This window comes from Saccharothrix sp. NRRL B-16348, from assembly GCF_001280085.1.
Classification (GTDB): Bacteria; Actinomycetota; Actinomycetes; order Mycobacteriales; family Pseudonocardiaceae; genus Actinosynnema.
Genome location: NZ_LGED01000079.1, coordinates 22,923 through 36,791, shown reverse-complemented (window position 1 = coordinate 36,791; position 13,869 = coordinate 22,923). Strand labels below are relative to the sequence as shown.

At 68.0% G+C, this 13,869-nt stretch carries 12 protein-coding genes; 5 read left to right on the top strand and 7 right to left on the bottom strand.

Annotated elements, in window-relative coordinates:
• The first annotated feature begins 328 nt into the window (after positions 1-328).
• From ADK67_RS09970 to ADK67_RS09960, 3 genes are all read left to right on the top strand, one after another.
• Entirely contained in the window at positions 329-3,358 is a 3,030-nt protein-coding gene (locus tag ADK67_RS09970; RefSeq protein ID WP_053716116.1) for a hypothetical protein, read from the top strand.
• 141 nt (positions 3,359-3,499) lie between these two features.
• Positions 3,500-3,712 carry a hypothetical protein gene (locus ADK67_RS53500; protein WP_053716115.1) on the top strand — a complete coding sequence of 71 codons (213 nt, stop codon included), beginning with the start codon at positions 3,500-3,502 and terminating at the stop codon, positions 3,710-3,712.
• Positions 3,713-3,973: 261 nt separating this feature from the next.
• A complete protein-coding gene (locus ADK67_RS09960) occupies positions 3,974-4,621 on the top strand; it encodes a hypothetical protein (RefSeq protein ID WP_053716114.1) in 648 nt (215 codons plus the stop codon).
• A gap of 43 nt (positions 4,622-4,664) precedes the next feature.
• On the opposite strand, the gene ADK67_RS09955 is transcribed toward ADK67_RS09960, so the two are convergent.
• The 4 genes from ADK67_RS09955 to ADK67_RS09940 all read right to left on the bottom strand — a co-directional run bounded on the left by ADK67_RS09955 (position 4,665) and on the right by ADK67_RS09940 (position 8,493).
• Positions 4,665-4,853, bottom strand: a complete 189-nt coding sequence (locus ADK67_RS09955; protein WP_157620070.1) for a hypothetical protein — start codon at positions 4,851-4,853, stop codon at positions 4,665-4,667.
• Positions 4,854-5,067: 214 nt separating this feature from the next.
• The gene (locus ADK67_RS09950) at positions 5,068-6,267 is read right to left on the bottom strand and encodes an FAD-dependent monooxygenase (protein ID WP_053716112.1); all 1,200 of its coding nucleotides are present in this window, start codon (positions 6,265-6,267) and stop codon (positions 5,068-5,070) included.
• Between the two features lie 5 nt (positions 6,268-6,272).
• Complete coding sequence (locus ADK67_RS09945) at positions 6,273-7,493, bottom strand: FAD-dependent monooxygenase (RefSeq protein WP_082403347.1); 1,221 nt, start codon at positions 7,491-7,493, stop codon at positions 6,273-6,275.
• A gap of 40 nt (positions 7,494-7,533) precedes the next feature.
• Positions 7,534-8,493, bottom strand: coding sequence for a quinone oxidoreductase family protein (locus tag ADK67_RS09940; protein WP_053716111.1), 960 nt, complete (start codon positions 8,491-8,493; stop codon positions 7,534-7,536).
• Between the two features lie 66 nt (positions 8,494-8,559).
• Here ADK67_RS09940 and ADK67_RS09935 point away from each other — a divergent pair, with 66 nt between their 5' ends.
• Positions 8,560-9,198 carry a TetR/AcrR family transcriptional regulator C-terminal domain-containing protein gene (locus ADK67_RS09935; protein WP_053716110.1) on the top strand — a complete coding sequence of 213 codons (639 nt, stop codon included), beginning with the start codon at positions 8,560-8,562 and terminating at the stop codon, positions 9,196-9,198.
• Between the two features lies 1 nt (position 9,199).
• On the opposite strand, the gene ADK67_RS09930 is transcribed toward ADK67_RS09935, so the two are convergent.
• The gene (locus tag ADK67_RS09930; protein WP_053716109.1) at positions 9,200-10,627 is read right to left on the bottom strand and encodes an MFS transporter; all 1,428 of its coding nucleotides are present in this window, start codon (positions 10,625-10,627) and stop codon (positions 9,200-9,202) included.
• Positions 10,628-10,724: 97 nt separating this feature from the next.
• Positions 10,725-12,179 (bottom strand): DHA2 family efflux MFS transporter permease subunit, encoded by a 1,455-nt coding sequence (locus ADK67_RS09925; RefSeq protein WP_053716108.1) that lies wholly within the window; start codon positions 12,177-12,179, stop codon positions 10,725-10,727.
• Positions 12,180-12,401: 222 nt separating this feature from the next.
• Between ADK67_RS09925 and ADK67_RS53495 the strand changes: the two genes are divergently transcribed.
• Complete coding sequence (locus tag ADK67_RS53495) at positions 12,402-13,250, top strand: integrase core domain-containing protein (RefSeq protein WP_231648105.1); 849 nt, start codon at positions 12,402-12,404, stop codon at positions 13,248-13,250.
• A gap of 133 nt (positions 13,251-13,383) precedes the next feature.
• On the opposite strand, the gene ADK67_RS09915 is transcribed toward ADK67_RS53495, so the two are convergent.
• Positions 13,384-13,866 carry a hypothetical protein gene (locus ADK67_RS09915; protein WP_053716107.1) on the bottom strand — a complete coding sequence of 161 codons (483 nt, stop codon included), beginning with the start codon at positions 13,864-13,866 and terminating at the stop codon, positions 13,384-13,386.
• Positions 13,867-13,869: the final 3 nt, after the last annotated feature.

Genomic DNA, 13,869 nt, shown 5'->3' with positions numbered 1-13,869 from the left:
CTGTGCGCGACACGATCGGCGACTTCGACGTCAACTTCGCCGTGTGGCTGTCCCCACCGGTGCGGTGACGGGCCATGCGCCGCGGGTTCCGGTGGTGGCTCGCCGCGCACCCGGCTGTGCGCATGGTCAAGGGCAACGCGATCCCGGTGCTCGGCCAGGCCGCGGTCGACGTGCCGAATCAGGGAATTGATGCCGTTACGTCCGCTTTTTGCGGAGTGGTTCGGGGCCGTCACGGTGATGATCGTGGATCTGTCGACCACTGAGGTGTAACGGGTCGTGGTCGCGTCGGGATTATCTGTCGAGTCACGCTGACGCTGGCGGGAGTGATGTGTCGGACGAAGTGGATGCGCTGGTGGAAGCAATCGGGGAGGTCGGCGGATGGCTCTCCGGTGCTGCGTCGGTCCTCGCGTTCGCCGCGTTCCTGGTCGAGTTCGTTCGTGGCCGGTCGGAAACCCGGTCGTTTCGTCCGTTGATCGGATGGATCACCGCGTTGCTCGGCGGCGTTGCGGTCGCCGTAGCGGTTGTCGCACTGCGGCAACGGGAGGTAGCACCCTGGTTCCCGGACGGGCAACTTCTTGGTCTCCTGCTCGTCGCAGGCCTGCTGCTTGTGGTGCTTGGCGCGATGACCGCGATCTTCACACCCTCGGTGGATCGGCCGGTGTTGCGGGACATCGCTGCGGCGGTGGACGCGGCGGTGCGCCGAACACAGGCGGAAAGCGGATTCGTCAGTTCGAACCACGTGTCCTTGCCGTTGGACGTGTCGGACGGGTTGGCGTGGTTGACCCGGGGACGGACATCCAAGGTCCGCGAGCTGTCCACGTCGCGGGTGGCTACGGCGTCGGTCGCGGTCGTGGCGGGAGCGGCGGGCAGCGGCAAGAGCGTTGCGCTGTGGCAGTTCGCCGCCGACGCGTGCCGACGCGTGCGGAAGGAGCGCAGGCCGCGGGAGCTGGTCGTGTACGTGTCGGTACGGATGCTGTCGAGAATCAGCGGACCGATCGACCAAGACCTGGTTCGCGAGCACCTGAAGCGTTCAGTCTCTGACGGCAACTCGACGCTCGGTGTCAAACTGGAGTCCTTTCTGGACAAGAATGACGGCCCCCGCTGGGTGTTCCTGTTCGATCTGGACGCCGAGCTGACCCGCGAGCAGGAAATCGCCTACTTCGAGGCATTGCGCAACTTCATGCGCAACCGGGACCGCGACCGCGCGGTAGTCGCGGTCCAGGACCAGTTCCCCGACGCACGCCCGGTGTTCACCGTGCGACCACCGGACAATGACACGACGCGCGTGCTGCTGGAGAAGCAGGGATTGATGCTGGCAGGAAGCGTCCTGCCGATCGGATCCGAGCTCGCCGGCTTGCTCGACACCCCCGAAATGATCATGAAGTTGGGCGTGCACGTCCTCGACGCACCTGCCGGGGCGGATGCCGGCGTCGTCGTGGAGTCGTTCATCGGCACACGGCTGGACCGGCACGCGGCGCTCGGGCAGTCGGCGGCCGCGCTGCGTGAGCAGCTGGAGGCAACAGCCTTTCGCGTGATCATGTCCCCGGTGGCCGAGTCGGTTCGGGAGCAGGACGTGGCACCGTTGCTGGCGGCGCAGCTGGGCGCGGTGGAACGCGGTAGGTTCGTGTTTCGCTTCCCGGTAGTGGCGACCCACCTGGCCGCTGGGCACGTTATGCGCTCGCGGCCCGTGCCCGTGTTGTCGGACATGGTGCGCAACGAGGCGGCCCGAGCGCTACTGACCACCGTCCTCAGCCGTGCTGACCAGACGTACACGGCATCGTTGATGCAAGCCGTGGACGACTTGGTGACGGACAGGTGTGGCACGCCCGACGCGGCGGCAGCGTCAACGCTTCCTCCGTTGGGCTCTTTTCGGTGGGAGCCCGAAGTTCTGCACGTGCTGTCGATCGTCTGCGACGCGACATTCACGAGGCCGGACCTGCCGATCTCGCCGAGGTTGCGGGCCCTGGCGAACCAAGCGGTGTGGCAGGCGATCTTCGGCGGGGGCCGGCACGAACGGGATCTCGCGCTGACCTTGCTGCCGCTCTGCTCGGCGGACCACATCCTTGCGCTGTACCGGCAGGCGATGTCGTTGCACTATGACCACCGAACCACCTCGATCATCGCGTTGCACTTGAAGGTCGCCTCGACCAAGACGACATTCGTGGAGCGGTTTGCGATGGTGGGTCGTGGAATGAGCGCGTGGCAGGAGACGCCGCTCCCGTTATTCTCACTACGCAAAGAAGAGCGCGGACTGCTGGCCGACCTGATCGACGGGGTCGGCAAAGTGTTCACAGCTACCCTTCTGGGAGCGGCCGTGTTGGTCCTGGCCTTAGCGACGAAGGCGGCTCCCATACCGGGCCTGATAGTCACCTGCAGCTTCGCGGGAGGGCTGCTCTTTCTCGCTTGGCGGTCACGCCGGGGGTTCGTGCACTTGAACGCGCTGAACGCGAGCATCGTGAGTGCCTGCGCCGTGTTAGTCGCCACACTCACCTGCATATTCGCGTTGATCCCTCTGACCAATCTGATAGTCGCGGTGTTCACGCTCGACTTCCTCGGAGCCGCCCGCAGCAGCATCTTCCTGTGGGCGTTCACCTGGCCGGTCGCCATGTTCGCGGCGGTGCTGCACGATCCACCAGGCAGAAGGAACTGGCTGCTGCCGCACCGCGTGCTGGTACACATCCCGGCCTATCGGACGGAGTGGGGCCAATACGCCGATTCATTGCTCGAACGCATCCGTTCACTTCGAACGACTCCTCGAATTGCATTCTTGACCTTGACCATTGGAGTCCTTGCTGTGGTACCGGTCGATATGCCGATCCGCGGCGATCTCGAACGGAACATTGACATACCCGCACTGCTCCTCGCCCTGACTGTCATCGGCCTGCTTCTGCGCCGACGCAAGAGCGCGCTGACGTCGATGGACGTCATCAACCGGCACGTGTTTGCCGGCACCATGACCGAGGAAGAGTTGTTCACCGAGATTCGCCAACGGGCCGAGCGAGGCTCAGGACAACTGCTGCGCCTTTTCGCTCTTCTGGCCGCAGCACCGGCCGGCTCGCTGCACAACTGTGTCCACGTATTGCAGTCATTAGACAACGTGTTGGAGTTCCTCGAGCGCACGTTGCCCAAGCCAGCCGCGCCGTTCATCAAGGCGTTCACCCACCCGGCTCGCCCCGACCTTTGGCGCTACGCACCTCCCACCCGGCCGGCCGACATGCTTACACGGGCGGTCAAGCAGGACAACGACACTCACGGCTTCATCGTCTGGCTCGCCAACTCCCAACGCCACCGAGCGCTATTGGGTGAGGCCATCCGCAACGCCACCACTGACATCCCGGTAGCACCAACCGAACCATGATAATGCACCGTCACGGCGTTGTACCTGCCAATTACCTCATCGATTTAGGCATAGGACGAATGAATACCTAGGGCAGTCGGGCATTCGCGGGCACGGCTGCCATTCACTGTGAAGTCGACCAGCACGGCATGATGACCGGCGGTGCCGCTCCAACTGGCCTACCTGGGCGTCAGCAACGCCTTCACGTTACTGCGCCTGCTCTCCATGAGCGACCAGGATGTAGAGACCCTGGCGCTGCGCACCGATCACCGTCCGGAAAGGGTCCTGCGCTGGCACCGTGATCTTCTTGCCTGCCTCCACGCGACCCTATCTCGCCCCGGCACCCAGGCCGACCCTCGGCGGCATGATTCGTGACCGGAAGCCTTGTCGCACTTCGATCGAATCGACTACGATTCAGGCACAATCCCCTCTGCGCGTTACCCGGCCGTGCCATACTGCGGCAGTGAAGGTGCGATTAACCCAGCCCGTCCCCGGCGACGAGCGAGTCATACCGGCTCACCTCCCCTCCATTGCCGCATCGAGTGCGCGGAAGTCGCTCGCAAACGGTCGTTCGCAGGAGATATGATGAGAAAGGGAGGCACGCACAACAACTTGCGGTCCGGTCGTGGTAACAGCGTGTTGGCTGACAGTGTCCAGGGTGGCACCCACTTCTACGGCGGCATACCGGCGTGGGTCCTACTGGTCGTGGTAGTGACAGCACTGGCACTGCTTGCTGGACTCGTGATGTGGGTTACGTCGTCCGGGGCGACCACCTTGCACGCAGGCCGGGTAGCCATGGTCGAGACGACGACCGACACCACGACAACCACCACACGAGCGGTCACCTCATCCGTCTCGACCACGACCACCACCGTGGCATCGACGACGACTACCGCCAGGGTTTCCCGCGTCTTCTGGCAGGGCACGCTCTCACTCGGGATGGCGACGGGCAACATCAGTTTTTCTCTCGACCAAAACCCGCCAAACGCGGGGGATTACGGAACGGTCGACCTGCTGTACCAGTCGGACGGAGAGGTTCACGAGCTCATGGCTACCGCTGTGGCACCGTGGGAAGCCGGCGGTGTTCCGGTGGAAGATCAGTGTGCCGAGCGGTTGAACAGCGTCGTGGGTTTGCAGCAGGTGGAAGTCGAGCAGGGCACGACCTTGTGCTTCCTCACCAACCGTGGTCGGCGTGGAGTGCTGACCGTAACCGAAGCTGTCAAGACATCTTTGCTGGATGCGTCGGTGACGCTGGCGGTCACCGTGTGGGACCTCCAAAAGTAGATCTTTAGCTAGCCCGGTTGACCCCGGTTTCCTGTGTGGTTGTTCAGGTCAAACGGGTTGGCAGCCAGTCTGGCAGGTTCCGGTCCAGACGCGAGCAGTCGTCACGATCACCAGCCGGACGATCGACCACGCTGCCGGAGACGTGGGTGAACATCGACGTCTCCGGACCGGGTCCGTCGTGGGCGAAGAAGCCGAACGGGAACCCCATCGCGATGGCCAGCGCCTCGACCACGAACGCCACCAGGTACGCGCAGGCGAAGAACCCAGGGCGCCGCGCCAGCCGTAGGTGAGGCTGCCGTGCACGAGCAGGAAGAGGATCAGACCGAGCATCATCGGCAGGGCCGAACCCCTCACGAGCAAGGGCGCGGACCCTCGGCCACCACGATGCCCGCAGCGCACCAGGCTCCGGCGTCACGCATCGTCCCTCCTCGACGCGGACACCGCGTTCACCGCGACGTGCCGGACAGCGCCGAGGCCTGCGCCCCGCCCGCCTCCGTCGCCAACTGGCGGCCGCGGATCCTGCGGGCCAGACCGACGAGGACCGAGCGCAGCGCCTCGGCCCGACGGCTGGACGGAACGAACATCTGCTGCTTGAGCCGCGCGGTGCGCTGGTGCTTGGTGATGAACGGACGCAGCCCGGCCTCCCAGGCGTCCAGGGCGGCGTCGAGGTCGTCGGGGTAAGCCTGCAGGGCCGCGCCCAGTGCGGCGCCGCCGCGCAGCGAGGACGTGGCGCCCATGCCCGAGTAGAGGTTCATGCACCACGCCGCATCCCCCACCAGCACGACCCGCCCCGTGCTCCACCGCGGCATCCGCACCTGGTGCACCGAGTCGAACAGGTGGTCAGGTGCCTCTTCCAGGGAGTCCAGGACGTGCCGCACCACAGGGTCGTCGTCCATCCCGGAGAAGACCGCGCGCAGCCGCTCGACCCGCGACCCGCTGAACTGCTCCTGGATGTCCCTGGTCCGGTAGGTCAGCAGCGCGGTGGGCGCGTGGTCGGCGAGCCCGAACACCCACACCGCCCGCTTGGCACGCGCGATGATGATGCTGTCGCTCGCCTCGTACGAGGGCACCTGCTCCTTCAGCTGGAACGCGCAGATCATCGCCTTCCAGTTCACCAGGTGGTCCTCGTGCGGACCGAACACGATCCGGCGCACGCTTGAGCGCATCCCGTCCGCGCCGACCACCAGGTCGAAGCTCTCGCCGTACCGGGCACCGGTGTCGGCGTTCTCGAGCAGGACCTGCACCTCGGCAGGACCCTCGGTGATCGCGACCGGAGTGGTCGCGAACCGCACCTCGACGCCCGTGATGCTCTGCCACAGCGCGGCCTCGACGTCGCCGCGCAGCACCGCTGCCGGCCCGCCGGGCTGGTCCAGGAATCCCAGAGCCGGCCTGCGCCTGCCCCGACGGTTCACCGACCACGAGTTCCCGCCCGCCCTCTGTTCCGGGTTCCGGGTGTGCAGGTGGTCGGCGATTCCCAGATCGACCGCGGCCTGCCGACCCTCCGGGAACAACCCGACGAAGTAGCCCCCGGTCCGACGCTCCGGCGCCCGTTCGACGATCACCGGCGTCCACCCGGCCCGGCTCAGCCCGATCGCCGCGGACATCCCCGCGATCCCGAGCCCCACCACCAGTGCCCTCTTCCGCATGCTCGTCACCGCCCCGTGCCGGACGGGGCGGCCGGAGCCGACGATGCGGTGTACTCCGCCGTCATCCGGCGGTGGACGACCTTGCGGATCAGTTCGAGGACAACCGAACCCAGCACCTCGACCGGCCGGCTGGACGGGACGAACCGCTGTTGCTTGACCCGTGCGGAGCGCTGCTGCCTGGTGATGTACGGGCGCAGGCCGGTCTCATACGCGTCCAGAGCGGCGGCGAGGTCGTCGGGGTGTTCCTGCAGCGCCACGCCCAGTGCGGCGCCGCCGCGCAGCGAGGACGAGGAGCCCATCGCCGAGTAGGTGTTCATGCACCAGGCCGCGTCCCCCACCAGCACGACCCGCGCCGTGCTCCACCGGGGCATCTTCACCTGGTGTATCGAGTCGAACACGTGGTCAGGCGCCTCCTCCAGGGAGTCCAGGACGTGGCGCACCACGGGGTTGTCGTCCATCCCGGCGAAGACCGCGCGCAGCTGCTCGATCGCCGACCCGGCGAACCGGTCCGGGACGTCCTCGGTGCGGTAGGTCAGCCACGCGCAGGGCGCGTGGTCGGCGAGTCCGAACACCCACACCGCACGCTTGGGGCGCGCAACGAGGATGCTGTCGCTCGCCTCATAGGAGGGCACCTGCTCCTTCAGCTGGAACGCGCAGATCATCGCCTTCCAGTTCACCAGGTGGTCCTCGTCCGGGCCGAACACCATCCGGCGCACGCTCGAACGCATCCCGTCCGCGCCGACCACGAGATCGAAGTCCTCGCGGTACCGCTTCCCGGCGCCGGCGTCCTCGAGCAGGACCTGCACCCCGCCGGCGCCCTCGGTGATCTCGACCGGAGTGGTCGCGAACCGCACCTCGACCGCGTCCTCTGCGCCGTCCCCGGCGATGCCCTGCCACAGCGCGGCCTCGATGTCGCTGCGCAGCACCGATGCCAGCCCGCTGGGCGCGTCCAGCAGTCCCAGAGCCGGCTTGCGCCTGCCCCGACGATCCACCGTCCACGAGTTCCCGCCCGGCCTCCATTCCGGGTTGCGGGTGTGCAGGTGGTCGGCGATCCCCAGGTCGGCCGCGGCCTGCAAACCCTCCTGGAACATGAAGATGTAGTAACCCCACGTCCGACGCTCGGGCGCCCGTTCGACGATCACGGGCGTCCACCCCGCCCGGCGCAGCCCGATCGCCGCGGACATCCCCGCGATCCCGAGCCCCACCACCAGTGCCCTCTTCTGCATGATCCCTCCCTTTCCGATGACGAATCGACGGGTGAACGGCTCAGTCCGGCACGACGACGGCGCGGCTGCGGCCGGTGTGCGCCCACGCCTCACCTACCCGGCTCAGCGGGAACGCGGTGTAGGACAGCTGCAGGGATCCGTCGGCGAACCGGGCCATGACCGCGGACGCCTCGGCGAGCATCTCCTCGGCGGACAGCGAGCCGGCGCCGCTGCCGGTGATCCGGATCCGTCGGCTGCGCAGCAGGTCCGCGGGCAGCGACGCCGTCAGACCCGCGAGCGACCCGATCTGCACGTAGGACGTGTCCGCCTCGGTGTCCTCGCCGCTGCGACCCAGCACGGCGAAGGCCGCCTCGGCGACGGGCCCCCACAGGTAGTCCAGCACCAGACCGGGCGACGTCTCGGACACGGCGTCAGCCAGAGCCCGCTCCAAGCCGTCGGGCCCGTCGTGGGCCAGCGACACGGTCGTCGCTCCCACGCCGCGCAGCCGTTCCAGCGCCTCCGGATCGCGCCCGGCGGCCACGACCCGCTCCGCCCCGAGCGCCAGCGCCCCCTGCACCGCCAGGCTGCCCGACAGCCCTGTCGCGCCGAGCACCACCACGGTGCCCAACGCCCCCACTTCCTTGCGCCGCGCGGTGAGGACCATCCAGCCCGACAGGCCGGGGTTCATGCCCGCGGCGATCGCGAGCGGATCCGCCCCCGCCGGAACCTCCGCCTGGAACGGAGCGACCAGCCGTTCGGCCATCGTTCCGAAGGGCGGACGCGCGTAGCCGGTGTAGACCAGGCGCCCGTCGCCGGTGCGGGCGACCGCGTCGATGCCCGGCACCAGCGGATACGTCATCTGGCCGCGGCCGTAGTGCCGCCCGGTGGCCAGCCCGCGAACGATGTGGTGCAGGCCGGCTCCGACGAGGTGCAGTGGCTCGTGACCGGGCGGGACCACCGGCTCGGGGAAGTCGACGCAGGCGGGTGACGCATCGGGGCCAGTGATGACTGCGGCACGCATCAGAGTTCTCCTTAACTAAGTTCAACGCTATTTCCAGCATTCCTGAACATCGTTAAGGTGTCAACCATGACCAAGGGCATCACCCGCGAGCGGATCGTCACGACGGCGCTCGAACTCCTCGACGACCAGGGCATGGACGCCCTCACCGTCCGCGCGCTCGCCTCCCGGCTCGACGTCCGCGCCCCTGCCCTCTACTGGCACGTGCGCAACAAGCAGGAGCTGCTCGACGAGATGGGCACCGAGGTCATGCGCCGCGTGGCAGGCGCCTTCGCCGCGGTCCCGCCGGGAGACGGGTGGCGCGACGATCTCGCCGCCTACGCCCGCGTGCTGCGCTCGGAGTACCTGCTGCACCGCGACGGGGCCCGCATCTTCAGCGGCACCCGGATCACCGACCCGAACGTGGTCCGCATGAAGGAGCCGTTGTTCGAACGCTGGGCCGGGTCCGGCTGGTCGCCGGCCGACGCGGACGACGCCATCGACCTGGTCACGGCGTTCGTCGTCGGCTTCGTCATCGAGGAACAGGAGAGGCGCCAGGCCGCCGGTACCGATCCGTCGCGCTACTCGATCGACCAGCGCGACGCCTGGCTCGGCGAAGGCGCGTCACTCGTCAAGCAGGCCGGGCGCCTCCAGGACGAGGGCGACCAGCGGTTCGAACGGCACCTCGGCATGGTCCTCGACGGGATCGCCGCCCGGCCGGACGCGTGACTCACCGGCGCCTGCGCACCAGCACCGTCGCGAGCACCGCGGCCGCGACGAGCGCCGCGCCACCCATCAGGATGTAGAGCCGCACCCCGGCCAGGGAGTTCGCGGCGATCCCCGCGACGAGCGAGTCGGTGGCCGTCGCGTTGAGCACCATCACGCCGACGACGTTGAGCACGACCGACCCGACGCAGAGCACGACCGCCACCAGGCTCCCGATCGCACCGTGGTTCTCGGGCGGCGTCATGACGGTCGCGAGGTTGAAGCTGGAGGCGATGCCCGCGCCGGCGGCCACACCGAGCAGGGTGGCGCAGACCAGCCCGACCGGGAGCACCGAGACGCCCACGAGCATCCCGAACGTGGCCACCAGGCCCACCGCGATACCGGCGAGCAGCGTGCGCGCCGGACCGATCCGGGACGCGAGGACACCCGACACCGGACCACCGATCATGATCCCGACCGCGGACAGCACGAACAACGCGAGCACCACGTCGCCACCGCCGAGGCCGTAGCCGAGACCGAGCTCGGGCGGCACTTCCGCGACGAGGCTCTTCAGCTGCAACATGCTTTGCACCGCACCGGCCGTGAGCGCCACCGCTCCCAGCGTCAACGCCAGCGCCCCGCTGTGCCCACGCAGGTCGACGATCGGCTCGGGGACCCGCAGCACGTGCCGCACCCCGGCGGCCAGCGCGATGACGCCGCCGACCAGCGCGGCCAGCAGACCCGGGTTCGCCCAGCCCACGTCCGGGGCCATGCTGACGCTGCCGAGCACCGCGACCAGACCGGAACCGAGCAGCAGCGCACCGGCGAGGTCGACCGACCCGCCGGAGCGGATCGGCGGCTCCGGGATGAACAGCCGCACGGTGACCGCGCAGACCACCGCAAGAGCGGTGGCGACGACGAAGACGCTCCGGTAGCCGAACGCGTCGATCGCCGGGTTCAGCAGGAACATCGCGGGGATCCCCAGCACCGACGCGCCTGTGGTCACGACGCCGACGGCGACCATCCCGACCCGCGGGGTGCAGACCTGCCGGGTGATCGCCACCGTGAGCAGGACCGCTCCCATGGCCGCCCCCTGCAGGAACCGCCCGAGCACGAAGACGACGACGTTCGGGGCGACCAGGCAGACCAGCGATCCCGCAAGCGTGACGAGCATGGTGACGACGAGGATCCGGCGCTTGCCGTGGATGTCGGCGTTGCGCCCGAGCAACGGCGCCCACATCGCGCCCGCCAGCATCGCGCTCGAGTTGAGCCACGCGGCCTGGTCGGTCTGGAAGTGCCGCATCATGTCCGGCAACGCCAGCAGCGGGGCGACGATGACCACGTCTGCCAACAGGTTCGCCCCGACGAGGATCACCAACCAGCCGACCAGCCGACCGCTCCACCTGTCCTCCGCGACGCCCGACGGGCGCGCTACCGACGTGACTTGGCCCATGAGTTCTCTCCAGGTAGTGGCAGCCGGGAACACCCGACCGCCTCGAGGGTTTCTTTCTCCGGTTCGAGCAGTCGGAATCCGGTCAGAGGCGCCGCGGTCAGTGCGCCGTGGGTGTTCCGCCGAGCGCCGGGCCCCGGACGAGGAACGCCCCGATGATCGTGAACAACGACAGCGTGGCCGCCACCAGGAACGAAGCGCGCACGCCGCCCGCCGTCGACTCCACCAGCGGGACGCCCTCGGCGGCCAGCGCCGACGACCGCACCGACAGCACGCTGACCAGCAGCGCCACCCCGGCAGCCCCGGCCAACTGCTGCGCGGTGCTGAAGATCGCGCTGCCGTGGGAGTACAACTTCGGCGACACCGCTCCCAGGCCCGCGGTGAACAGCGGCGTGAACACGAACGCCAGCCCCACCGACAGCAACACGTGGAACCCGACCACCTGCAGCAGCGAGCTCTCGGCCGTGAACAGCGTGGCGGCCCACAGCGCCGCGCCGGCGGCCACCGTGCCGGGCACCAGCAGCGCCCGCGCGCCGAACCGGTCGTGCAGCCGCCCGACCACCGGCCCCAGCAGCCCCATCAGCAGCCCGCCCGGCAGGAGCAGCAAGCCCGTGGTGAGCGGATCCAGCACCAGCACGGTCTGCAGGTAGATCGGCAGCAGCACGGCCGTGCCCAGCAGCGTTCCCATCGTCAGCATCATCATCACGCTGGCGACGGTGAACGTCCGGGAGCGGAACGTGCGCAGATCCAGCAGGGCGCGGTCGATCCGCTGCAGCACCAGCTGCCGGGCGACGAACGCCACCAGACCCGCGACGCCGACGGCGAATGCGCCCCACACCACGACCGACGACGTGCCACCGGAGTGGCCGACGCTGCTCAGCCCGTAGACGAGGCCACCGAAGCCGAGCGCGGACAGCACGACGGACACCACGTCGATCGGCGCCGACGTGGTCTCCCCGACGTCCGTGATCAGCCGCAGGCCCAGCACCAGCGCGGCGAGCGCGATCGGCAGCACCAGCCAGAACAGGTGGCGCCAGCCGAACAGGTCCAGCACGATGCCCGACACCGCGGGCCCGATCGCGGGTGCGACGGAGATGACGATCGAGATGTTGCCCATCAGGGCGCCCCGGCGACCCAAGGGCACGAGCGTCAACACCGTGGTCATCAGCAGCGGCATCATGATCGCCGTGCCGCCTGCCTGCACCACGCGGCCGGCCAGCAGCACACCAAACCCCGGCGCCACCGCCGCAAGCAGCGTGCCCGCGCCGAACAGCAGCATGGCCGTGGCGAACAGGGTGCGCGTGGGCACCCTCCGGATCAGGAACCCGGTGACCGGGATGACCACGGACGTCGTGAGCAGGAAGCCCGCGGTGAGCCACTGCCCGACGCTCGCCTCGACCTGCAGGTCGCTCATGAGCACCGGCAGCGCGACGCCCATGAGCGTCTCGTTGAGGAAGACGACGAACGTGGAGACCAGCAGCACACCGATCACCATGCGGTTGCGGGAACCGAGCCGTCCCGAGGCGTCGGGACCACCTTCGACGACAACCGCCATGACCGCTCCTTAACTAAGTTCAGTCACACCCAGCCTGGCTGAACATCGTTAAGGTGTCAAGGTCGATGACTGACGTCGCCCGCGCTCACCCCCTCAAGTGGTGGATCACCATCGCAACCAGCTCGCCTCGAACGTTGTGCCTGTGGGGTTTCAAAACTCTGCACTGAGGCGCTGATCTGCGGTGATCGCGCACCACGAACCGCAGGAGCATGATTGTGGGGCGTGGTGCTACGACTGCTGTATCTGATCTTCGTCCGGGTTGTTGGCTGGTTGGTTCTGCTCGGCCGGTCATCGGCGGCCAAGGATGTGGAGTTGCCGGTGCTGCGGCACGAGGTCGCCGTGCTGCGCCGGACCAACCCCCGCCCGCGGTTGGACTGGGCCGATCGCGCGGTGCTCGCCGCGTTGGTCCGACGCCTACCCGGCTGGTTACGGGAACACCGATTGATGACACCGGGGACCTCCTGCGATGGCACCGGCGCCTCGTCGCGAAGAAGTGGACCCACCGCACCGGCCCGACCGCCGATCGACGACATCATCGTGGCGTCGGTCGCACGGATGGCCCGGGAGAACGCCGGGTGGGGCCACCGCCGGATCCAGGGTGAACTGCTCAAGCTCGGCCACCGGACAGCCGCGTCAACGGTTCGCCGCGTGCTCAAGCGCCTGCGGATACCGCCCGCGCCCCAGCGCGACACCGACACCTCCTGGCGACGGTTCCTCCGCGCCCAGGCATCCGGCATGTTGGCCTGCGACTTCTTCCACGTCGACTGCGCCATCACCGTCAAACGGGTCTGCGTGTTCTTCGTGATGGAGGTCGCCACCCGCTACGTCCACATCCTCGGCACCACGGTCAGGCGCGAGATCACCGACCGACTGCTCATCCTCAACGAACACCACCTGCGCGCGGTCCTGGACCGCTACGCGACCCACTACAACCACCGCAGACCCCACCGAGCGCTGCAACTCGCGCCGCCACGGTCAGACCAGCCGACCGCAGAGCCGTGCCGCACCTCGATACGCCGCCGACCAGTCCTCGGCGGCCTCATCGATGAGTACGAACTCACAGCCACATAATCGCAGGTCAAGCTATGTGGCCGACTTCTGGCACCCCACAGGCTTCCACCTGGCTGTGGGCGGCGGTGTTCGCCGCGGTGATCGGCCGTTTCGTCCGATGGGAACCTCGCGCCTGAGCGCGGTGCCTCAACAGTCAGGACGAGTACGGTGATGGCCAGTCGGGTTCGACGAACAGGCCGAGTCGCCTGATGGCCTCAACCGCGGCTGCGGGATCTCCGGTCATTCCGGCGTACATGTAGTAGTCGTAACCGACGTGCACGTAGAACTGTTGCCCGCCTTCGAGAAGGCACCACACCGCACCCTCTCTGAGCATTTCACGGCAGAGCTCGACGGCGGCATCAACCGTGACCCGTTGGCCTTCTTCGAGCTGCCATTCCGTTGTGTGATCACGGATCTCCAGGTCCCGGACCTCCAGCTCACGCACATCCGCTGCGGCGGTGAGCAAACGGACCGCTTCCAGATAAGAGTCCTCGACCTTCTGGTACTCGGCCTCGGTCAGCACCACACCGTCAAAGCTCTTCCCGACGTCGGACCTCGAAGTCCAGTCGTCACGCTGGTACGACCCGCCTTCGCCGAAGAAGGCGGGGTCGTACTTCGTGATCTTGAATTGATGCATTCC